Here is a 22,196-nt window from a genome sequence, read left to right as displayed (position 1 = left end):
CTCTGTCGGGGGGGAGTACGGCCGAATGTAGTTCAGACAACTACCATACCCCTGTTAAAAAGTGAAAACAATTCACATACATAGTCTATAGAGAATATTTATATGGTGTGCGTGATGAGTGCACAGCGAATCACATGCTTGGAAGAGATGAACTCGCGGCCCACTCTCCGTGGAGACGGCCGCTGACGGGGCGACACGTCGCCCGACGGAGGCGACCATGATGCAGGTCGATGTGACGGTCCTTCCGATTAGCCCTCGCATCACGCAGTTGTTTATCGCGGCGGCGTTAGGGATGTTTCTCGGTCTCGAACGCGAGTGGTCGCAGAAGTCAGCAGGGATTCGAACCTTCGCACTCACGAGTCTTATCGGGGCGATTTCGACGACAATCGACAACAACGCGCTCCTCATACTCGGCGGGGTTCTCGTCTTGCTGCAGGCAGTCCTTCTCGGTGCTGATGGTCTCCTCGACGATGACTCGCCGCGAAGCCTCTCGTTGACCACCTCTGCCTCGCTGTTCGTCGCCTACAGCGCCGGGGTGATGGTCGCCGCAGATTTCGTCCTCGAAGCGGTCGTGCTCGTGATTATCTCGTCGCTGCTCTTGGTGCTCCGGCGAGAGCTACACCAGTTCGCGTGGGGCCTCTCGAAAGAGGAGGTCAAGAGCGCGGCCGAGTTCGCGATTCTCGCGTTCGTCGTCTATCCGCTTCTCCCGTCAGACCCGGTTGGCCCGTGGAACGCCATTCAGCCCCAACTCGTCTGGTTGCTCGTCGTCGCCGTGAGCGGGCTCGGCTTCGTCAACTACGTCATCATGCAGCGCTACGGGAGTCGCGGCATCGCGATTACGGGCTTTTTCGGCGGTCTCGTGAACTCCACAGCGGTCATCGGCGAGTTCGCGGACCGCGCGGAGCGCAACAAAAACATCCTCTCGCTGTCGGTCGGCGCGGTGTTGCTCGCGGACGCGGCGATGGCCGTCCGAAACCTGTTTCTCGTCGGGGTGTTCATCCCGGAGGTCGTCCCTGAGGTCGGAACGCCACTCGGCGTCATAGCGATTGTCGGTGTCGGTCTCTCCGTCTACCTTACCGACTGGGATACCGAGTTGCAACTCGATTTCGACTCTCCGTTTAGCCTGTCGAACGCGCTCAAGTTCGGCGGGCTGTTCTTGGTGATTCTCGTCGTTTCGGCGGGCGCACAGCAGTTCTTCGGTGCAGCCGGATTGGTGACGACCAGCTTCCTGAGCGGTCTTATTTCCAGCGGGTCCACGACCACGACCGCTGTCACGCTCTATCTCGCCGGGAAGGTGTCCGCCGACGTCGCTGCAGCAAGCATCCTCGCCGGGACGAGCGCGAGTATTATCGTGAAAATCGTCCTCGCAGCCAGCATCAACCGCTCGCTCTTCCGACCCGTCGCAAAGGCGAGTGGCGCACTCATCGTTGCTGGTCTCATCAGTGGCGGACTATTAGCCGCCATCTAACAGCCCAATATATACATATTACTATTTTCGGGTATTTCCACGATATACTACTATATAATCATTCATAACATTTATACCGAATGTCCGTTTCAATGGCGGTACACCAATGACTAGGTTCGACCAATCGAGACGTTCACTCCTCGCTAGCGGCGCAGCAGCCATGTCTTTCGGCTTCGCAGGCTGTATCCAAAGTGGCGGCGAAGACGGTAACGCCACCGAGTCGGCGACCGACTCAGAGGGCGAGTCCGGCAGTGACAGCACGGATAGTGGCAGTACGTCGGACTTCGATCCGTCGAACCCAGAGTTCCCACAGCCCATGGCGGCGCTCATCAACGCCGGGTTCGAGACGGGGTCACTTTCGGACCTCAATAACATGGAAGAGCGGGACAAGCCCCGCTACGGGAAACCGGTCAAGGAGACGCCGACCAAGGAAAGCGAACTCCTCGACCCCGACAAACTCGCGTTCGCGATGACGCCATCCGAGGACCCGGCGGCCTACCGGACGACCATGAAGCCGCTCATGGACAACATCGCCAAAGAGACCGGCAAGGAAGTCGAGTACTTCCCACTGCAGTCGTACGCGTCGCAGGTCGAAGCGATGCGCTCCGAGCGACTCCACATCGCCGGCTTCTCCACGGGACCGACGCCGTTCGCCGTGAACCTCGCCGGTGCCGTGCCGTTCTCGCTGCAGGTCTCCGGCGAAGGAGACTTCGGCTACCGGCTCTGGCTGGCAACGCAGGCCGACAACGACGAAATCAACTCGCTTTCGGACCTGAAGGGCAAGCGCGTCGCCCACTCCGAGCCGTCGTCGAACTCCGGTAACCAGGCTCCGCGCGCACTCTTCGCCAATCAGGGCGTCGTGCCCGGTGACGACTACGAAGTCGCCTACTCCGGCGGGCACGAACAGAGCGTCCTCGGCGTGGCAAACGGCGACTACGACGCCGCCCCCGTCTGCAGTACGTGTGTGACGCGCGTCGCAAACGCCGGCAACCTCGACCCCTCGAAAATCAAGGTCGTCTGGGCAAGCAACCCCTTCCCGACGACGAGCTTCACCTACCGCTACAACCTCACTCCCGAGATTCAGGAGGGAATCCGGGCCGCGTTCGTCGACTACGACTACTCTGACACGCAGATCGCAGAGACGTTCGAAGGGCGTGGGAAGTTCACTGAAATCGACTACGCGACCGTCTACGACATCATCCTCCAGATTCAGGAGAACAACGGCGTCGAGTACCAGACGGAGAACCTCGGCGAATAATCTACACTACCCAATCCCATGCTGACTGTCAACGACATAGAAAAAGTATACGACTCCGGCGACCGGGCCCTCAAGGGCCTCTCGATGGAAGTCAGTGGCAACGAAATCGTCTCGATTATCGGGCCGAGCGGAGCCGGTAAGAGTACGCTTATCCGCTGTATCAACCGTCTCACGGAGCCGACGGACGGTGAGGTCTGGCTCGGCGACACCGAGATTACGGGGCTATCGAGCACGGAACTCCGTGAAGCCCGCCGCGACATGGGCATGATTCACCAGGAGTTCAACCTCATCGAGCGCCTAACCGTGATGGAAAACGTCCTTTCGGGTCGACTCGGCTACATGAGCACCTGGGACGCGTTCCGCCGCAACTTCGACAGCGAGGACATCGCCAAGGCGCGAGAGGTCCTGCACCGGGTCGGGCTCGAAGGCGTCGAAAACGACCGCGCGGACGAACTCTCCGGCGGCCAGCGCCAACGCGTCGGCATCGCCAGAGCCGTCATTCAGCGCCCGAAAATCCTCCTCGTCGACGAACCGACGAGCGCGCTCGACCCGGAAACGTCGGTCGAAGTGATGGACCTGCTCACCGAAATCGCGCGCGAAGACGATATCCCCGTCCTCATCAACATCCACGAAGTCGACCTCGCGACCGACTACGCCGACCGCGTCGTCGGCCTGAGCGACGGCGAACTCGTCTTCGAGGGCGACGCGGACGACCTCGACGAGCGCGCCAAAGACATCATCTACCGCGGCGGCGAGTCGCGCGAAGAGCGCGACGCCGCCAAGGCAGAACAGACAGCGAGCGCGGGGGAGTAAGCGATGGCGACCAAGTCCGGCTCGGTCGATGGCAAATGGGAGCGCCCAACCGCCTTCTACAATCGGACGACCAAGTACCTCGTGTACGCCGTCATCGCTGCGTTCGTCCTCTACAGCATCTGGAGCATTCGCGTCCCGCCGGACCGCCTCCTTCGAGGTGTCGGAGAGGGGATAGCACTCGTCTCGAACATGCTCCCACCGGCGCTGACGCCGGTGCAGTTCGACCTGATGGTGCAGGGTATCTTCGAGAGTATCCTCATGTCCATCGTCGCCACGACGCTCGGCATCATCGTCAGTGCACCCGTGGCGTTCATGGCGGCCAACAACCTCGCTCCGCGTCCCATCTACCTCGTCGGACGGAGTATCATCGCCGTCACGCGGTCGTTCCACGAACTCATCGTCGCTATCGTCATGGTGAAAGCGGTGGGCTTCGGCCCGCTCGCGGGCGTGCTCGCGCTTGCATTCAAGACGGTCGGGTTCTTCGCAAAGCTCCTCTCGGAGGAGATTGAGGATATCGACACGGGACAGATGCAGGCTATCGAGGCCGTCGGTGGTAGTCGCCTACAGGTGTACCTCTACAGCGTCCTGCCGCAGATTATCCCGCGAATCATCGGGCTGTCCATCTACCGCCTCGACATCAACCTTCGACACAGTACCGTCGTCGGTATCGTCGGCGCGGGTGGTATCGGTATCACCCTGTTGAACTCGTTCCAGAAGTACGACTACCAGTACAGTTCGATGATTATCCTCGTCATCGTCGGCATCGTCATGATTGGCGAGGCCGCGAGTGCGTACGCCCGACGGAGGGTTCAGTAAATGGCGAGTAAATCTTCGAACGGCACGGCAGAGTGGGAGCGGTTCGAACCGCGCGAACGCCTGCTTCGGTATCTCGTCACGCTGGGCGTGTTGGTCGTCCTCGCCGCCTCGTGGCGGGCAATGGACATCAACTACGGCTACGTCGCGTCCGCGCCGCGCGAAGTGATGGACCTCTTCACGCGGATGTACCCGCCGAACGTGATGTACACGAGCGAAATCGCCAAGCCGCTGCTCGAGACCATCAACATCTCGATTCTCGGCACGGCGCTCGCCATCATCATGGCGCTTCCGGTCGCGTTCCTCAGCGCCAGCAACACGACACCCAGCCGCGCGACGTACCTCCTCGGGAAGTTCATCGTCTCGTTCACGCGCTCGGTGAACGTCATCATCTGGGCGCTCATCTTCGTCGTGGTGTTCGGCCCGGGCGCACTCGCCGGCGTACTGGCGATTGCGGTCCGCTCGGTCGGATTCACCGCGAAACTTCTCGGTGAAGCTATCGAGGAGATCGACCCCGGCGAAGTCGAGGCCGTCAGAGCCACCGGTGCGTCGACGCTTCAGACGTTCATCTACGGGATTGTCCCGCAGATCAAGCCAGCGTTCATCAGCGTCGCGACCTTCCGCTGGGACATCAACGTGCGCGCGTCGACCATCATCGGATTCGTCGGCGCGGGCGGCATCGGCGTCCCCCTGCAGACGAATATTAACTACTTCAAGTGGGATGCCGTGCTCACGATTCTGCTCGCCATCCTCGGCATCGTCCTCATCAGCGAGGGCGTCTCCGCGTACCTCCGCGGGAAGGTGAGCTAACTTCACCTTCAGTCGAGAACACCGTTCTCGACGCGCAACCTCGTTTCCAACCTCGATTTTGTCCCTCGCCATCGGCGAGGGATTACTCGTTACTCGTTGATTCGCAATACGGTAGCCATCGAATTCGGTTGCGAACCAACTGGTGCAGTGCGTGCTGAATTATTCGTCAGTCAGAAGTCCCACTGCTGGGGATGGCCCACTTAATGTAGATTGTGAGTCCGCAGATGTACATCCCACTAACAAGCAGTGGAACGGCCAACAGTGACCATTCTTCGGGCGTCAAAAGCTGAAACTGGTAGGCAACCGAGCCGAGAGCGATGAATGACAGTGCCCCGAATGTAGTAATCGCAAAGAGGGCAATCCGAGCAGATGGAGGCAGGTTCCACCAGACTCGGCGAATGAGCGACATGTTTTCTCGTTCATGGTTGTATTCAGTTGTCTTGAAATTTCGGGTTTCTAACAGTACGGCGTTCGTTGGAACGTATGGAAGCAGTATCACTCGCGTCAGGCGACAGTATGGACCATCGTAAGTGTGTGCTCACGAGGAGAGGGGGAGGGAGATGCAAGCCACTGCTCCTCGGCAGTTCCGTGGAGCGGAAACTGCTACACACACGGACAGCGGCCTGCGCTATCTATGAACGCCGCACATTACGTGCCGCAGGACCAGACAGCAAGTCCTGCGCGTGGATATGTTCTGGTGCAAGCATGGTAGGTATATTGGTTCACCCCTCAAATTACGGTGTTCTTAGTGGATTTCGAGGCAGAGACAGAACTACCGAAGTGGGGGACGCTCCAACCCTGTGTTGAGAACCACGAAATGTGGCGTCTTCTCCTATCAGCCTCAGTATTAGCCTCATAAACCCCGAGATAGCTACCCCCGATATTCCCGAGTTACCCCGCTTTACTGGCTGGTAATGGCCTGCTAACGGTAGTTAATATACTAGTTACATTATCAGAATAAAACAAATTCATAGATGAAATCCTATGGTGTCCCTCAGAATAGTTTTGGTACTCTTCATCGCCGGGTTGCTCCTGGCGGCAACACTGGTTCCAACCGTCGCGAGCCAGCCCCCAGGTACCCCGCCTGTCGAGACCGCCGATGGAACGGATACGGCAGATAGTGCAGGTGCGTCCGGTGCCGCGGATGATGCATCGAACGACAGTAACCAGACCAACAAGTCCGAGCGAGCCGCTTCGAACTCCGATACGGCGACGAATGGCAGTTCACGCGCTAGCGACAGGTCCGCGTCCGAATCAAACACTACCGAAGCCGCCAGCGAGAGGACCGAGTCCGGCGCGAACACGACGCTCGAAGCGACTCCGGCCCCTCAGCAGTCATCGAATCACTCCGAAGTCGCTGTCGTTCCGGCAGCAGAGAACGACTCCACCGACCCGAGAGCGGACAATCGGTCTGCCGCTGGAAGTTCCACACCGTCCATGCCACATGCTGATCCGAACGACTGCCAACTTGCGTCCAACGACTCGAAGACGATTGGACAGCACGTCTCCGAGTTCGTCGGTGGTCTTGTCGGCGCTGACGAGCGGGCGAATAACCACTCAAACTGTGGGTCAGCTTCCAATGCATCTCCTTCCGGTGTTCCGGCCACGCCACCCGCGCACCAATGTGACCAGCCCACCGAAGACGACGACGACGACGCACCGACCAGCATCGGTGAACAGGTCTCCCAGTACGTCGCTAGCCTTCTCGGCGGAAGCGACCGGCCTGCAGTACCCGACTCACAGCCATCTCACCCGGTGGACTGCGACGACGGGGATACAGATAATGGCGACGATGCGGGTGATGGTGACGATGGCGACGATGCGGATGATGGAAGCGATGGTGACGACGCCGGCACCCCCGACGATGGAGACAGCACTGGTGACGCTGACAACTCTACTGATGAAGACAGCAGTGGAGATACCACGTCTGGAGACGGCGATAGTACTGGTGACGACGGTACCAGCGATGGTGATAGTACCGAAAACACTACCGACGACACCAGCGACTCCAACGAAACTGGCGAGGTAGAGAACGAAACCACTACTTCGACATCCAGCGACGACACGACCCAATCTACGGAAGACGAGACAACCACCAGCAACGAGATCTCGTCCAGTAGTGGGTCATCAAGTCTGGATAGTGGAGATTCGAGTTCGTCGACGACGACTACCGACGCGACCTCCGAGGCGGGGAGTTCTGAGACGGAGACGAATGTCACCGATGGGGCTGTCGTCGGAGGCGACACCGAAGGTGACGACGGTGATGGGCAGTCTGCGGACGATTCGGTGAGCACTGAGACGGAAACGACGGATGCCGCTGTCGCTGAGATGGGTCAACCCAGCGGCCCATCCGGTGGTGACAACCTTACATCGCCCACCGACCAATCCAGCAGCATCCTCCCCCTCCTGTTGGTACTCCTCTGGCTCTTGGTCGTCGTCGTCATCTACCGACACTACAAAGAAGAACTCGCTAGCCACGCTGGCGGCGTAGAGTCGCCAATCCAGTCACCCTCCCGCTGACTGTTCGGGAGGATTCTACCTGTTTGGGAGACAACGTTTACTACGCCCGAAGCGAAGAGGTATCCTACTGTCCCGCCCCTGCTTCTCGACCATATGACCGCTTTGGTTGGAATTCGAACTGCGCACCACCAGCCGAACTTTCGGTCACTGACGCAGTCCACCCGTGAGCGTCGGCAATTTCTTTGACAATCGAGAGCCCGAGGCCGGTCCCCTGCGATGCAGTCGAGTATCCCGGACGGAACACCTGCTCGAACTGTTCGGTGGGAATCCCACACCCGTTGTCGGCGACGAAAAAGCCACCACTGTCGAGTGGGCCGACGGTAACTGCCGTCGCGCCGCCGTGTGTGATTGCGTTCCGAAAGAGATTCTCGAAGAGGTGTCGACTCCGCATAGCATCCGCCTCGACGACGAGGTCGTCAGTGTCGGCCGTCTCGACCGAAAGCGTTGCAGCCTCCGTCTCGACGTAGTCCCACGATTCCGTAGCGAGTGCCTCCATGTCAACAGGGGCCGGGTCGACGACACGTTCGCCTTGCCGTGCGAGCATTAGGACGCCTTCGATGACTTCTTCCATGCGTTTGTGCGCGCGCGTCATTCGGTCGAGTTGCTCGGTGAAGTCGCGCATCTGTCCGAGTGTGCCTTCGGCGACGTTCAGCGGGTTTCGCAAGTCGTGCGAGACGGTCTGTGCGAAGCGTTCGAGTCGCTCGTTTTCGTGGGCTAACTCCTGTTCGTGTTCGAGCATTCGCAACGCCGATTCGGCGTTCATGCCGAGAATCTCGACGAGTTGCGTGTCGGTCTCCGTGAATGCATTCGGGGCGGTCTGGCCAACGCTGATAATGCCGTAGTCACCGAGTGGGACGTAGAGCCACGACCGGATCGAACCGCGGGTCTCAGTGTCGGTGTCGGTGTCCGAAAGTGCCTGAATATCGTCGTAGACGCGTGGCTCGCCCGCTCGGAAGGCCTCGCCGACCAGACTATCGTCGATGTCGTAGACGGGGCGGTCACCGAGGAGGTCTCTGGTCTGGTCGTCGACGTGCACCGGGACTAACTGGTTGTCGTCGCGAAGCCGAACTACGTTGATGGGAAACCCGAGAATGGCCGTAATCGCCTCTCCAACACCGGTCGCGACACCATCGAAGCTCTCCGCCTGGAGGAGGTCTCGCGTCGCGGTGTGCAGTGCTTCGATGCTTCGCTCGCGTTCCCACTTCTCGGTGATCTCGATATTGATGGCGACGTAGCCGTGTCGCTCACCATCCTGTGTAATCGGGGCGATAGTCTGCTCGATGACGTACGTCTCGCCGTTCTTGCGTTTGTTGACCAGTTCACCCTCCCAGACATTCCCCGACGAGATGGTCTCCCACATATCGGCATAGAGTTCGTCGTCGTGAACCCCCGAGCGGAGCATACTGGGATTGCTCCCGATGGCCTCCGATGCATCGTAGCCAGTCGTCTCCTCGAATGTCGAGTTGACGTACTGGATTGTTCCATCCAAGTCGGTGAACATCACGACGTGCCCGGAGCTTTCGACCGCTTCCTGGAAATACATCTGATCGACCATGTCGTGGTCCGAGGGCGGAACCCACCCGCCATCGAAACAGACGCGCCTATCGGCGCAGGGTTTCTCGCACGAGAGAGACCACCTATCCATACGCTTCGGTGCACCCTCCGCGCGCTTGAAGATGGCGTTCCACCATACACATGTAAGAGTACTGGATTTTCTATAGTCGGTCGTAGACCGGAAGTTCGAGCCAACACTCAGAGAGTTCATATGTTTTATCCGAATACAAACACTTTGAATCGACATGTGAGTTGATGTATATTCTGGTGGTGTGCAGGCGACAGGTGACGTGTTGCTCACAGTTGGAAGAGGAATCAAGTGAGTAACTGGTCGTCGGCAGGTGAATGTATAAGCGAGAATATCTAATATGTTCATATTATCTCCATGTCACCCACACCCATGCCTCGACGTCACTTGGCGCGGGCGCTCGCGGCGCTGGTGGTATCCTCGCTGTTGGTCTCAGTGGGAATATCCGCGCTGACCCACACGCCGACGGACTCCCGAACTGGCACGGTCGAGTCGCCCGCTGATGGCCCGACGGTCGTTGGCATCCAGGGATTCCACTTCCGTGGTCAAGGTGCCACGAAGAAGCCAGCGCGGCTCATCTCCGTGGGGCCGAAGGCTAGTCTGCACCGGTCGTTCGACGGCTCTCGCGTCGGCGCGCAGTGGTTCTACGATGTCGACCCAGTGGGCGATAACGACATTCTGGTCAGTGCAACGATTCCGCAGGGGACCGTCGTCGTCCGATTCGACCGCCTGACGGGCAAGGTCGTCTGGTCCGAGCAGCTGCCGTATCACGACACGCACGATGTCGACTCCCTCGGCGACGGCAAACTGCTCATCGCAAACATGCGTCAGTACAACGAGACGACGAGCGTCAGCAACGACCGGCTGCTCGTCTACGACCGTCACGAGGACGAAGTAGTCTGGGAGTGGCTGTTTCACGAGCACTACCCCAACTCGACGGACGGCGGCTTTGCTGGCGACTGGACCCACGTCAACGATGTCGACAAGGTTGGTGACGGGCTCTACTTGGCATCGCCGCGCAACTTCGACCAGGTCATCGTCGTCAACCGCTCTACGGGAGAGATAGAACTCCGGCTTGGCGAGGACGACACCCGTGAGATTCTCCACAGACAACACAATCCCGACCTTATCCGAGGGCCGAACGGTTCGGTGTCAGTCCTCGTCGCCGACAGCGAAAACGACCGCGTCGTGGAGCACACCCGGCACTGCGAGGATGGGAAAGTCGGCGTCGTCGAGGCCGACCCCGAAGACTGCGAGTGGGAACGCACGTGGACACTCGCGGGTGGACTCAACTGGCCGCGGGACGCCGACCGACTCCCAAACGGTAACACACTCGTGACGGACACGCTCAACCACCGCGTCATCGAGGTCACCCCCGAGGGCCGCATCGTCTGGGAGTATTACGCTACCTGGGGTCCCTACGACGCCGAGCGAATCGGCACCGGCGACGGGTCGAACGGCCCTCCGATGGTCTCTATCGACGCACCCAAACACGCCACTCTGTCGAATTCAGTGGGGGTGACGCCGGGGACCGGCGACCGTCAGACGTTCCACGGCTGGCTCACCGAGACTACTGCCGGAACACCGCTTTCCGGCCCTGTCGAGAAGTTCGCCCTCCGCTGGGCGCACGTAACGCCGTGGCTGACGCCCGTCTGGATGACCGGTTGGGACTTCGCGCGGACCATTCTCGCGATGCTCGTCCTGCTCGGCTGGACCACCGTCGAGACCTATTACCGCCGGGAACGCCTCTGGGACCGCGTCAACAACTTCGCCGAGCGGGTCCGTGCCGCAAGCGATGACTGGTAGTCAGAAGACTGGGCACTGTCTAGTCCTCTTCTGGACCGTCCTCTTCTGACCCGAATCTAACTCAAGGAGAGCGTTCAGTCGGTTACGGTGTTGACGAGACCACCGCCAAAATAACGGCGATTGTCTTGTCTACAAACTACAATATCGGTCGAGGGATTACACTGTCCTATCGTAGTTTTAAGCGACACGTGACTGAACCGTCGAGTGCGTTCCTTCACAACCGTACCGGGACACACGATTATCTACAAGCAATATATCATACTACCCATATCAGTTGTTGAGGGTATAGAGGTTTTACTCTGGATAAACAGACAAATGTCAGACACTGACAAAAATATGATTGGAATCGATTTTAAACGTGAACAGAGAATCAGCTGTTCCACGATTTGTGGGTCGGGAATCGGTCAGATGTCCACCATAGTAGTGTGGTTTTTGTTCAATACTATCGGATTCAATGTCGAGTTCAACAAAGTTCTCGACTGCTCGATAGACGAACGCCAGCTCAGGAGAGGTAAGGCGAGTTTAAACGAGATACCCGGTCTGAATCACATTCCGTTTTCGGAGTTACAGTGGCCTACTAGTGTAACATGAATATGTCCGTTATATCTTCAACCGCAGCACCTCGTGACAGCTGGCGTGGAAAACCCGTTCTGGTGGGTGGCTCAGTTCTCTTCAGCCGCGGTTTCCCGCAGTTCCGTCCGCCGAATCTTCCCCGTCACAGTCTTCGGAAGTTCGTCGACGAACTCGATTTCGCGGGGGTACTCGTGCGCGGAGAGTTCAGATTTGACGTGCGCTTTGATCTCCTCGGCGAGCGAGTCCGACGGCGTCGCATCCGCACTCGGGACGATAAACGCCTTGACGATGTTCCCGCGTTCGCGATGGGGCTTGGGGACGACCGCGGCCTCTGCGACCGCCGGGTGCTCGCCAAGCGAACTCTCGACTTCGAACGGGCCGATGCGGTAGCCCGACGAGAGAATCACGTCGTCGGCGCGGCCTTCGAACCAGAAGTAGCCGTCTTCGTCCATGTGCGCGAGGTCGCCCGACAGATACCACTCCCCGTCAGGGCCGTCGATGAAGCAGGCACGCGTCTTCTCGGGCTTGTTCCAGTACTCCGCGAAGAAACAGGGGTAGTCACCGCGTTCGGCGATTTCGCCCGTCTCACCCGGCGGCAGAACCTCGCCGGACTCGGGGTCGACGATGGCTGCCTCGATGCCGGGGAGGGGCTTGCCCATCGACCCCGGTCGCACGGGCATCGTCGGGTAGTTGTTGATAATCATGTTCCCCGTCTCGGTCTGGCCGTAGGTGTCGAGAACGGTCACGCCGAGGGTGTCTTCGGCCCACTCGACGACGCCCGCACTGAGGGGTTCGCCGATGGAGAGGGCGTGACGGAGGTCGGAGTCGGTGTCCGCGAGCACGTCTTCGTGTTCGCGGAGCATGCGGTAGGCCGTCGGGACGGAGAAAAGGACCGTGATGGGATAGGTGTCGAGCAGGTCCGCCCACGTTTCGGGGTCGAACTCGCCTTCGTAGGTGAAGAGTGCCGACCCCCAGAACCACGCACCGAGGGTGTTGATTGCCCCCGTCAGCCAGCCGAGGTCACCGGTGCTCCAGTACACGTCGCCGGGTTGGAGGTCGACGGCGTAACGCTGGGTCGCCGCGACGCCCGCAATCCAGCGGTGTTTGTGCAGGACGCCCTTTGCGAGCCCGGTCGTCCCGGAGGTGTAGTACAGAAGCGCGTTGTCCTCGCCGCCGGTCCGTGCGGGTTCGTAGTCCGTGCTGGCGTGGTCGAGCGCCGTGTTGAAGACCACATCGTCGGTCGGTGCGCCGTCACCGCGGTCGACTGTGATGACGTGTTCGACGCTCGGCGCGTCGGTGAGTGCGTCGGCGATGGTCTCGCGATTGTCCGTCGTCGTGACGACGACCGAGGTGTTACAGTCGTCGAGTCGGTAGGAGATGCCGTCGGGGCCGAACCGCTCGTTGACGCTGCCCCACACTGCGCCGTGTTTGAGCGTCCCCACGAGGGCGACGTAGTGTTCCGGAATGCGCGGCATGTACGAGACCACGCGGTCGCCCGCCTCGACGCCGAGGTCGTCGAGGACGTTCGCGAACTGGCTCGAACGGGTTGCGAGTTCCCAAAAGGTCAGCGTCGTGAGTTCGCCGTCCGTGTCGACCTGATAGAGAGCGACTCGGTCGCCGTTTGCCGCATGTCGGTCGACGGTTTCGTGAGCGATGTTGAGTTCCTCCGGAGCGTTCCACGAGGCTTCAGTGTAGATGTCGTCCCACGAGAAGTCGGCTCGCGTCGCGTCGTAGTCGCCGAGATTGTGTGTTGACATTTCGACCTGAGAGACGATATTTGGGTAAATAATTGTGAGGGATGGGAACAGGGAACGTGTGGTTGGTTGTGAAGCACCAATCGAATTTATCATATATCTACTAACAACCGTGTAGAGGGCCATTTATCTACATCGTTGAAATCAGCAATTTCGAATTATAGAGTGTGTCTAAGTCACACCCACACATTATTTACACATAATATATATTCGTGATATGTCTTGTTTGCCGAAATTTTGATTACCTGTCGCGCTACTCTTGAGTACAAGATGGAAAAGCTGCAGTCATCTGCCTCAGAGACAGTTGTATCTATAGTCGGATTAGGATATGTCGGTCTTCCTCTAGCCGTCGCCTTAGATCAGCAGGGGTACGATGTCACAGGTTACGACATTAATAAAGATAAGATTGAATCACTGACTAAGTCAGGAACAAAGGTTGAAGAACTATCTGGGGAGTCCGTTTCTGAGACAGATATAGAGTTTACTACCAACCCGAGTCATTTTCAAGACTCAGATATTCTTATTGTAACTGTCCCAACACCGGTTACAAGTGAAGGAGTCCCTGATTTGACCGCTGTTGAAGCAGCAGGAAGAACAGTAGGTGAGCACATGAGTACAGGGACAACAGTAGTACTCGAATCTACAGTATACCCAGGAGCAACCAGAGAGCGGTTTGTTCCAGAAATTGAGAAAGCATCAGGGTACACAGTAGGTCAAGACTTTAACGTTGGCTACTCACCAGAGAGGTTATCTCCAGGAGACAGTGGTCGAACAATCCATGATGTCGTCAAGGTTGTGAGTGGGGATACTGAGGAGACCACAGAGCAGCTCGCCCGGTTGTACGGAGATATCGTTGATGCAGGGGTTCATGAAGCACCTAGTATTGAGGCTGCAGAGGCTGCAAAAGTTGTAGAAAATACTCAGCGTGACGTGAATATCGCCCTGATGAATGAGCTATCACGCGTATTCGAAGCTCTCGATATTGACACGGAAGCAGTGCTAGATGCTGCAGATACGAAGTGGAACTTCCACCGCTATCATCCTGGGTTAGTCGGTGGTCACTGTATCCCCGTTGACCCGAATTATCTAATATTCCAGTCGGAACGAAATGGGGAGTCACCAGAGATCATCGAAGCTAGTCGGAAAGTAAATGAGCGTGTTCCTGATCGGATTGTGAGTTGGCTCAACAGTTCGATGGAAGGAAGACTTCAAAATTCAGACATACTGATTCTGGGCCTGTCATATAAGCCAAATACTTCAGACGTTAGATCTGCTCCAAATCGGCGGCTGATTAATTTACTTCAATCAGAAGGGGCTGACGTCTATGGATATGACCCACATGTTAGCGGTGGAGTGATGAAGGAAGAGTTTGGAATAGAACCAGTTGGTGACTGGAAGAATCTACAGTATCAAGGAATCATCCTTACCACTGGTCACGATGAATTTAACGAGATCAGAGAGACGGAGGTAGAATCTCAGCTCGTTGAAGGTGGTACACTTGTCGATACGGAGCGTGTTTTCAACTCCCAAAAAATCACTTCAACATATCACACACTGTAGATGTATCAAGAACACACGGTAGGGGTCGTCGTACCAGCGTTTAATGAAGAGGGCCTGATCGGCGATGTCATTACCAGCATGCCCGAATACGTGGACCGGATCTTCGTCATCGACGATCAATCGACTGACGGAACATGGGACGAGATCATTGATGCTGCAGAGCGAGACGGCGAGGAATGGGAGAAACATCGCGATAAGACTCAGATAGGAAATTCGAGTATTGAGATTGTCACGGATGGAGGTGAGAGCGAACTAGCTAAACGTGCAGTTGTAGAAACCCGGATTGGTCGTGTTGTTCCGATTCAACATCACGAGAATCTCGGGGCGGGGGGAGCAATTAAAACAGGCTACTTGGCTGCGGTTCAAGCTGGCGTCGATATCGTCCCTACAATTGATGGCGATGGACAGATGGACGCTTCAATGCTTGACCGATTTTTAGATCCCATTGTCAACGACAACGCCGATTACGTGAAGGGCAACCGGCTGCTGTACCGGGAGTTCCGCCAAGAAATGCCTCAGTTCCGGTTTTTTGGCAATTCAATACTCACGTTCTTAACCAAAATCGCAAGTGGGTACTGGAAAATGATGGACCCACAGAATGGTTATACGGCAATCTCGAACAGAGCACTACGTTCGATTGATCCCACGAACCTTTACGAATATTACGGCTATTGTAATGACATCCTAGTGAAACTGAATGCAAAAAACATCAGAATCGCAGATGTCTCGATGCCAGCAAAGTATGGAGAGGAAGAAAGCAGCATTAATTACAGACAGTATATCTCAAAAGTATCCATAATGTTGTTGAGGGACTTTCTCTGGAGGCTAAAAACGAAATATCTGATATTCGATTTTCACCCTCTCGCATTATTCTATGTGTTTGGAGCGGTCAGTACTCTCTTAGGGTGTTTGGGTGCAGGGTACACTGCATATGCATATCTCACTACTAATTTATCCATTTTCGTTCGAGGAACCCTATCACTTATATTATTCTCAATGGGTAGTATGTTTTTGATGTTTGCAATGCTATTCGACATGCAAGTAAATGAAAATTTGGAGACTCAGGTGTACCAATGAGAGTAATCGTTACTATCCAGCATCCAGCACATGTTCACTTCTTTAGAAATGCCATCAACGAGTTACAGTCAGATGGTCACGAGGTTCAAGTCTACTGTCGTCGAAAAGATATCGCAGTCCAACTATTAGACGAATACGAGATTGATTACCAGATACTAGCAGGTCGTGCAAATTCATTTTTGGAGCTAGTTAAGACACAGGCAGTTTATGAGTCACGCTTACTCGCACAAGCTCGCCAGTTCGAGCCAGACGTCATTACCGCAATTTCAGAGCCAGCAATTACACATGTCTCGCGCTTAACTGGCGCTCAAAGTGTACTGTTTTCTGACACAGAACACGCAAGTCTTCAAAACCGGCTGGCATATCCATTCGCACACAAGATATGTACACCAGACTGTTATCGTGGAGATATCGGTGCGAAACAGAACCGCTATCCTAGTTACCACGAGCTTGCTTACTTACACCCAGATAGATTCACACCAGACACAAGTGTGTTAACTGATTTGGGTATCGATCCAGATGACGATATCGCACTTGTGCGTTCAGTTGCGTGGAATGCAGCTCATGATGTTGGACAAAGAGGATTTGGCCGAGTAGAGCAGGTAGTGCACCAATTAGAGGATGCAGGTGCAACAGTTGTGCTCAGCGCAGAAGGTGATTTCCCAGAAAGTGTTAAACAGAATGCTTTCTCATTACCCCCACACAAAATTCATCACCTGATGGCGTTCGCAGATGTATTTGTAGGAGAAAGTTCGACAATGGCATCTGAGTGTGCCGTATTAGGAACACCAGCAGTATATGTGAACTCACTCGAATTAGGATATATTTCTGAGCTTGAAGAACGATATGAATTGGTAAATCACGTGAACGGAGACGCTAACCAAGAGAATCCAGTAGAAATAGCGATCAACATGTTAAATAAAAGTGAGTCCTATTGGAAAGAACAGCGTAACAAGCTAATAGAATCAAAGGTTGATGCGACGAATGTAATCCTCTCCGAGGTCTTACCATGACTGCAGAACTACAACAGAAAAACCTGCTTGTGATTTCCCACTCGTACACTACATTTACGAAAGAGCAAGTAGACCGATTGGCTGAGTTATTCAATTCGGTACAGATCCTTGTCCGATATAATCCGATTGCTGAGCTTGGAAAGTGCCTCCCAACATCACGATTTGACCCATACATAAAATCAGCAAAAATCAACAAGGATCAAATGCCAAAAAACGTTGAATTAGATGTGTCATCAATATATTACCTCCCAACTAGTTCAGGGTATGACAAGCTTGGTGATAAGCACTATAACAAGGTGAAAAACCAAATTCAGTCAAATAACATAAACTTCGATATAATACACGCCCATTTCTCATGGACATCTGGTTATGTTGCTACACAGATTAGCAACGACTATGATGTTCCTGCAGTTGTGACGTCACACGCAAACCGGGATCGATTTCTTGAGGAATATAACTCAGACAACGAAAAAATAGAGACAACCTGGAAGCAGGCAGATGCAATAATACGGGTAAATGAGCGAGATAAGCCCTTACTCAAAGAGTTCAATTCAGAAGTCTACGCAATTCCAAATGGATATTCCCGAGATAGGTTCCGTTACTTAGAGACAGCTAAAGCAAGACGAGAACTGGAAATCCCAGAGGACAAGAAAGTGATATTTTCTCTTGGACTCCTAATAGAAAGAAAAGGGTTTAGCTATTTAATTGAATCTATCGAACATATCAAAGAAGAGCACAAGAATGTCATTTGTGCTATTGGTGGTCGAGGAAAACAGCAAAAGCATTTAGAACAAAAGATTTCAGACCTCGGGCTCAGCGAACATGTGAAAGTGCTAGGGTTTGTACCTGAAGACCGCCTTGACTTGTGGATGAACGCGTGTGACATATTTGTGCTCCCAAGCCTCGCAGAAGGAAATCCAACAGTAATGTTCGAAGCGTTGGGCTGTGGAAAGCCCTATGTTGGAACCGACGTTGGTGGCGTCAGGGAAATTATCACACAAGGCAAACATGGGCTTATGTGCGAGTCCGGAGATTCACATGAGTTGGCAAAGATAATTACGAGAGGTTTAGATATGGACTGGGATAGAGAAGCGATTCGCAATTATAGTGAAGAATATACTTGGAACAACATTACGAAACAAATCGAAGGAGTATACAAGCAGGTACTAGAATATGCAAATTAAAAAAGACAGCATTTTCGGACTGGTTTCTCTCTCAATCATAGGAGGACTACTTGGCCGACTATTTCAATATCTACTATACGTAGTCATCGGTAGAAGCCTTGGACCCACTGCATTAGGTGTTTTTTCAATAGGGTTCGTGATAATGAACCTCGGATCGATTATTGGTCGAATGGGTCTCGGGAATGGTGTTAGGAAATTTGTCCCAGCAGATATAGAATCCAACAATCAAAGAAGGCTGACGGGCACTGTCGTTTTGGGACTAGTCGCAACGTTAATCGTCGGAAGCATTGTAGGATTACTCTCATACATAGTGGTGAAGTTTAGTCAGGGATACATTGATTTAGGTATTTCAGAATCTGTACAACTATTTTTTGTAGGAATTCCACTCCTGGGAATACTGAATGTAGGTCTCTCAGCTTCTAAAGGATTCCTTGAGACAAAATATGCGGTATATGCTAAAGATATCATTCAATCAGGGAGTTCACTATTACTTGTAGCTGCATCATCATATCTTATCGGAACAGTAACTAGTGTTATAATTTCGTACATATTATCACTTCTGCTGGGTGTTTTTGCGATCTTATTCTATCTCAAGCAATTGGGTGGGTTCCGGCGCATACGAGACCCAGAGGTTCGAATATTCAAAATTTTAAAATACTCTGTGCCGCTAATGTTCGCTGCGACAGCCCAATATCTGATCACTTGGACAGACATAATCATGCTTGGTTTTCTTGTTCCTGCAGATGTCGTTGGAAAATACCAGGCAGCATTTCAGACCGCCTCAATTCTTGGGTTTGGCCTTGTATCATTGAATTCAATATTCCCTTCGTTGATATCTCATCTTCATACAAATTCTAATTATGGTAGAATTGAATTATATTACAGAACCGCCACCAAGTGGTTAGGTTCAATTACGTTACTAGGTGGCATATATTCAATCCTCTTCTCTAAAGAAATATTATCAATTTTTGGGTCTGAGTTTGGGAATTCAAATTTAATATTTAGTGTTTTGGTACTAGGATTTATCATTTCTTCTCTTGCAGGACCAGTTGGATATCTACTTACTATGACGGAGTTCGAAAGGCTAGAATCAATAAATACAATATCAATGATGGTTGTGAATATCGTTCTGAATTACGTGCTTGTTTCAGTACTAGGTGGAATCGGAGCTGCAATAGCAACTGTAGCATCAACGGTTTTACTCAATAGTATGAGAATATTAGAAGTAAAGATATTGTTGGATATTAATCAAGACATTAAGACATATTCACCGTTAGTACTTCCTTTTTTGGGAGCAACTGCATTCATGATAGCCCTTCGATTATTAGCTCCAAAAGGAGTTATCACTGCTCTCGTAGTTGGATCTTTGACTTTAATATTTTATATTATAGTTTGTATTCGTTTTTCGGTTACAGACCAAGATAAGCAATTGATTAATTCAATTTAATATCTATGTTGGATTTTTATATATGGGATTGGAGAATTAATACGAAGGTGTTTTGTATCTCTCTCAACCATGATTATGAAGTTATCAGTCGGAAAGAGATTCATCAAGAAACATTACTATGGTGCCACAAAAAGGGAATATAATGAATGGTGAAAAGATACCAAAGTTGAGTGTTTCAGTCTGTCTTCTTTCGGTGGCATTAGTTGTTTTAGCGACACGCTCAGCGCCAATCACTGGATACGATGTCTCGGTTTTTCAGGAAGCAGGGACTCCCTTCTGGTCGATATTGCTAGTCACTTCTGTTGTTGGTGTTTCGGGAGGGATTTTCATTAAGGACCATTCCCTCAGAGCTGTATCCCTATTTGTTTCTATGATTAGTATAATCTGTATTGTTTCTCTACCACTTATCCGAGGGTACTGGTTCTGGGCCCCTGGTGATCCGATGACTCACCTCGGCTGGTTAAAAGGGATTTTATCTGGAAATGTCAGTTCAATCGAACTATTTTATCCCGGATTGCACATTTTCTCCGGAATAATATCAAATATCATTTATGTCTCGCCAAGATGGGCACTCATGTTAGCGTCAGTTATCCTATTTGTACCTTGGGTTGTTTTCACACCTCTTCTTGTGAGAGAGTTTTCTGATGGTCCTCGGGTTCTTGAAATTGCATTCTCAACGAGTCTATTGTTGTTACCAGTCAACCCGATCAGTACTTATTTGCGGCCACACCCAACAACACTGATGATCTATTGGACGCCAATGATTGTATTCCTCTATGTTAAATTTAGTCGAACTAATCAACCACGATGGCTACTATTATTTACCCTTCTGATTTTGGTTTCAGTGCTCTATCATCCACAACAAGCAGTCAACTATCTATTCATTATTGGTGGTATGACTATCACTTCGGACCTTGTCAGTGAGTCATCAGATTATAGAGGTAGTATTGCGATAATTGCGGCGATTTCAGTATCAATTTGGACATGGATCGCACCGAGAGAACGCTTTGCTACCGCCTTATCTGGGTTATTTATACGAGCTGTGAAACTTACTGAGTTTGGAAGTAGTATCAGTTCCAAATCAAGTTCACTATCGGAGATCGGTATTAGCATCCAAGATCTTGTATTAAAGATTGGTGGCAGGTATATTCTATTTTTGCTCCCAGTAGCAATTGCTCTGTACTACCGCTCTCGAACTAAAGATACTCAGATAGTAGGACTAGTGGCGGGGGCGATACCAATTTTCGTATTATTTACTGGTTTCTTAGCTGGAGGGATGATGAATCAATATACAAGATATCTGGGAACGATCTTATCCATTGGAACAATCATTGGTGCAGTTGGAATAGTCTACTTCCATAATAAGGCATCCGAACGCTTTTCTAAACGGTTTGCGAATATTGTCGTTTGTCTATTTATCATCACCACAATGATGGTTTCAATTCCTGTTCTTCACCCATCACCATACATCCAAAAGCCCTCTCCACAAGTGACCGAAGCACAGTTTTCTGGATACGATATTATTTTTGAGACATCACCTCAAGGAACTAAATTCGTACACGTCAGATCACCCTCACGTAGATATCATGATGCTGCCATTGCCACCGATATTGAGCAAGTCAGTAAATCAAAGCAGGTTGGACAAGCATCACAAAGAGCACCCGATCATTTCGCAAATCAATCATTAGAAACATATTACTCGGAAGAACATACTCTCGTTGTTACAGAACGGGACAGGCAAACCGATCAAATGTACGGTGGTTTTCGATACTCAAAAGCGGACTACTCTTATTTAGATTCTAGTAAACACATTTCCAACATAATTGATACTAAACAATCGAATGTATACATAATCAAACCGATTAATGAACCACAAGAGATCGATTGAGACCAATGCTTGGACTTTCTGACCTGCGACGAACGCGTGTTGCCCGTGCCTTAATCTGGTCTTTCGTATTCTATCGACTAAAATAGCTTGAACGAAAGAGCCTGCAACGGCATCTTCACCACCAACAGAGCACCGAGAATCGCATCTGAAACCATATCACGCCATTCGCAGCTGTCACAATAAAAACCAAGGCTCTCTCAGTAATTACTCGAAGAGCAGGAAGTCGCCTCGTACAATATATTTAATTTAGATGACAAAACTCCACTCACCGTATATAAGGTTCAATCGATTACGTCACAGGTAACCTAGATCTCGGAGTTGACTTTCCATCTCCTTGTCAAACTCCGCGATACCCGCTTCCCCCACTGGCTGGCCGAATGTGCTAAGCCAATCTTGTGCTTGATCAGTAAATTGCTCTGTGATTACCGGGTGTTCCTCACTGATGTCTTCTTTCTCGTTCGGTAACGCGAATAGGTCTGCATCGGAGCCGTTGGTCTGATACCGCCAATCCTCTGACCGGAGGCTTATCACATCTCCGGCCAGAAACTGATCCGACGGGAATTGATTATTGTAGGAGCAAATTTTCTCAAGTTTTTGTTGAGCTCTCTCCCCACCGCGCTGCGTCACCAC

At 52.8% G+C, this 22,196-nt stretch carries 16 protein-coding genes and 1 pseudogene; 13 read left to right on the top strand and 4 right to left on the bottom strand.

Annotated elements, in window-relative coordinates; all coding sequences use genetic code 11:
* Positions 1-220: 220 nt before the first annotated feature.
* The 5 genes from QT222_RS22545 (at position 221) to phnE (QT222_RS22525) (ending at position 5,162) form a co-directional block, all read left to right on the top strand.
* A complete protein-coding gene (locus QT222_RS22545) occupies positions 221-1,468 on the top strand; it encodes an MgtC/SapB family protein (RefSeq protein WP_491478452.1) in 1,248 nt (415 codons plus the stop codon).
* Positions 1,469-1,574: 106 nt separating this feature from the next.
* Complete coding sequence (phnD, locus tag QT222_RS22540) at positions 1,575-2,726, top strand: phosphate/phosphite/phosphonate ABC transporter substrate-binding protein (RefSeq protein ID WP_491478439.1); 1,152 nt, start codon at positions 1,575-1,577, stop codon at positions 2,724-2,726.
* An 18-nt stretch (positions 2,727-2,744) separates the two neighbouring features.
* On the top strand, positions 2,745-3,539 hold the full coding sequence (gene phnC / locus QT222_RS22535; RefSeq protein WP_491478438.1) for a phosphonate ABC transporter ATP-binding protein: 795 nt from the start codon (positions 2,745-2,747) through the stop codon (positions 3,537-3,539).
* Between the two features lie 3 nt (positions 3,540-3,542).
* Positions 3,543-4,355, top strand: coding sequence for a phosphonate ABC transporter, permease protein PhnE (gene phnE, locus QT222_RS22530; RefSeq protein ID WP_004059568.1), 813 nt, complete (start codon positions 3,543-3,545; stop codon positions 4,353-4,355).
* Complete coding sequence (phnE, locus tag QT222_RS22525; RefSeq protein WP_491478437.1) at positions 4,356-5,162, top strand: phosphonate ABC transporter, permease protein PhnE; 807 nt, start codon at positions 4,356-4,358, stop codon at positions 5,160-5,162.
* Between the two features lie 166 nt (positions 5,163-5,328).
* On the opposite strand, the gene QT222_RS22520 is transcribed toward phnE (QT222_RS22525), so the two are convergent.
* Positions 5,329-5,571 (bottom strand): hypothetical protein, encoded by a 243-nt coding sequence (locus QT222_RS22520; RefSeq protein WP_004059566.1) that lies wholly within the window; start codon positions 5,569-5,571, stop codon positions 5,329-5,331.
* A 596-nt stretch (positions 5,572-6,167) separates the two neighbouring features.
* On the opposite strand from QT222_RS22520, the gene QT222_RS22515 reads away from it, so the two are divergent.
* Positions 6,168-7,682, top strand: a complete 1,515-nt coding sequence (locus QT222_RS22515) for a hypothetical protein (protein WP_491478436.1) — start codon at positions 6,168-6,170, stop codon at positions 7,680-7,682.
* 64 nt (positions 7,683-7,746) lie between these two features.
* Here the strand turns inward: QT222_RS22515 and QT222_RS22510 are convergent, their stop codons facing one another.
* A complete protein-coding gene (locus QT222_RS22510) occupies positions 7,747-9,327 on the bottom strand; it encodes a sensor histidine kinase (RefSeq protein ID WP_137685645.1) in 1,581 nt (526 codons plus the stop codon).
* 309 nt (positions 9,328-9,636) lie between these two features.
* On the opposite strand from QT222_RS22510, the gene QT222_RS22505 reads away from it, so the two are divergent.
* Positions 9,637-11,070, top strand: a complete 1,434-nt coding sequence (locus QT222_RS22505) for an aryl-sulfate sulfotransferase (RefSeq protein WP_491478435.1) — start codon at positions 9,637-9,639, stop codon at positions 11,068-11,070.
* Between the two features lie 662 nt (positions 11,071-11,732).
* Here the strand turns inward: QT222_RS22505 and QT222_RS22500 are convergent.
* A complete protein-coding gene (locus QT222_RS22500) occupies positions 11,733-13,400 on the bottom strand; it encodes an acetate--CoA ligase (protein ID WP_491478434.1) in 1,668 nt (555 codons plus the stop codon).
* A 267-nt stretch (positions 13,401-13,667) separates the two neighbouring features.
* On the opposite strand from QT222_RS22500, the gene QT222_RS22495 reads away from it, so the two are divergent.
* The 6 genes from QT222_RS22495 (at position 13,668) to QT222_RS22470 (ending at position 21,566) form a co-directional block, all read left to right on the top strand.
* On the top strand, positions 13,668-14,957 hold the full coding sequence (locus QT222_RS22495) for a nucleotide sugar dehydrogenase (RefSeq protein ID WP_491478433.1): 1,290 nt from the start codon (positions 13,668-13,670) through the stop codon (positions 14,955-14,957).
* Positions 14,958-16,034 carry a glycosyltransferase family 2 protein gene (locus tag QT222_RS22490; protein ID WP_491478432.1) on the top strand — a complete coding sequence of 359 codons (1,077 nt, stop codon included), beginning with the start codon at positions 14,958-14,960 and terminating at the stop codon, positions 16,032-16,034.
* Positions 16,031-17,047 carry a DUF354 domain-containing protein gene (locus QT222_RS22485; protein WP_491478431.1) on the top strand — a complete coding sequence of 339 codons (1,017 nt, stop codon included), beginning with the start codon at positions 16,031-16,033 and terminating at the stop codon, positions 17,045-17,047. The genes QT222_RS22490 and QT222_RS22485 overlap by 4 nt, the downstream gene beginning before the upstream one ends.
* On the top strand, positions 17,044-18,231 hold the full coding sequence (locus QT222_RS22480) for a glycosyltransferase (protein WP_491478430.1): 1,188 nt from the start codon (positions 17,044-17,046) through the stop codon (positions 18,229-18,231). Before QT222_RS22485 ends, QT222_RS22480 begins: the two co-directional genes overlap by 4 nt.
* Positions 18,221-19,678, top strand: coding sequence for a flippase (locus tag QT222_RS22475; RefSeq protein ID WP_491478429.1), 1,458 nt, complete (start codon positions 18,221-18,223; stop codon positions 19,676-19,678). The genes QT222_RS22480 and QT222_RS22475 overlap by 11 nt, the downstream gene beginning before the upstream one ends.
* A gap of 142 nt (positions 19,679-19,820) precedes the next feature.
* A complete protein-coding gene (locus QT222_RS22470; protein WP_491478428.1) occupies positions 19,821-21,566 on the top strand; it encodes a hypothetical protein in 1,746 nt (581 codons plus the stop codon).
* Positions 21,567-21,860: 294 nt separating this feature from the next.
* Here the strand turns inward: QT222_RS22470 and QT222_RS22465 are convergent.
* A pseudogene (locus QT222_RS22465) lies at positions 21,861-22,196 on the bottom strand (sulfatase); the annotation flags it as partial.

The organism is Haloferax sp. s1 (assembly GCF_058382125.1).
Note: the sequence above shows the minus strand (reverse complement) of the source record. Positions and strands in the feature narration are given on the sequence as shown.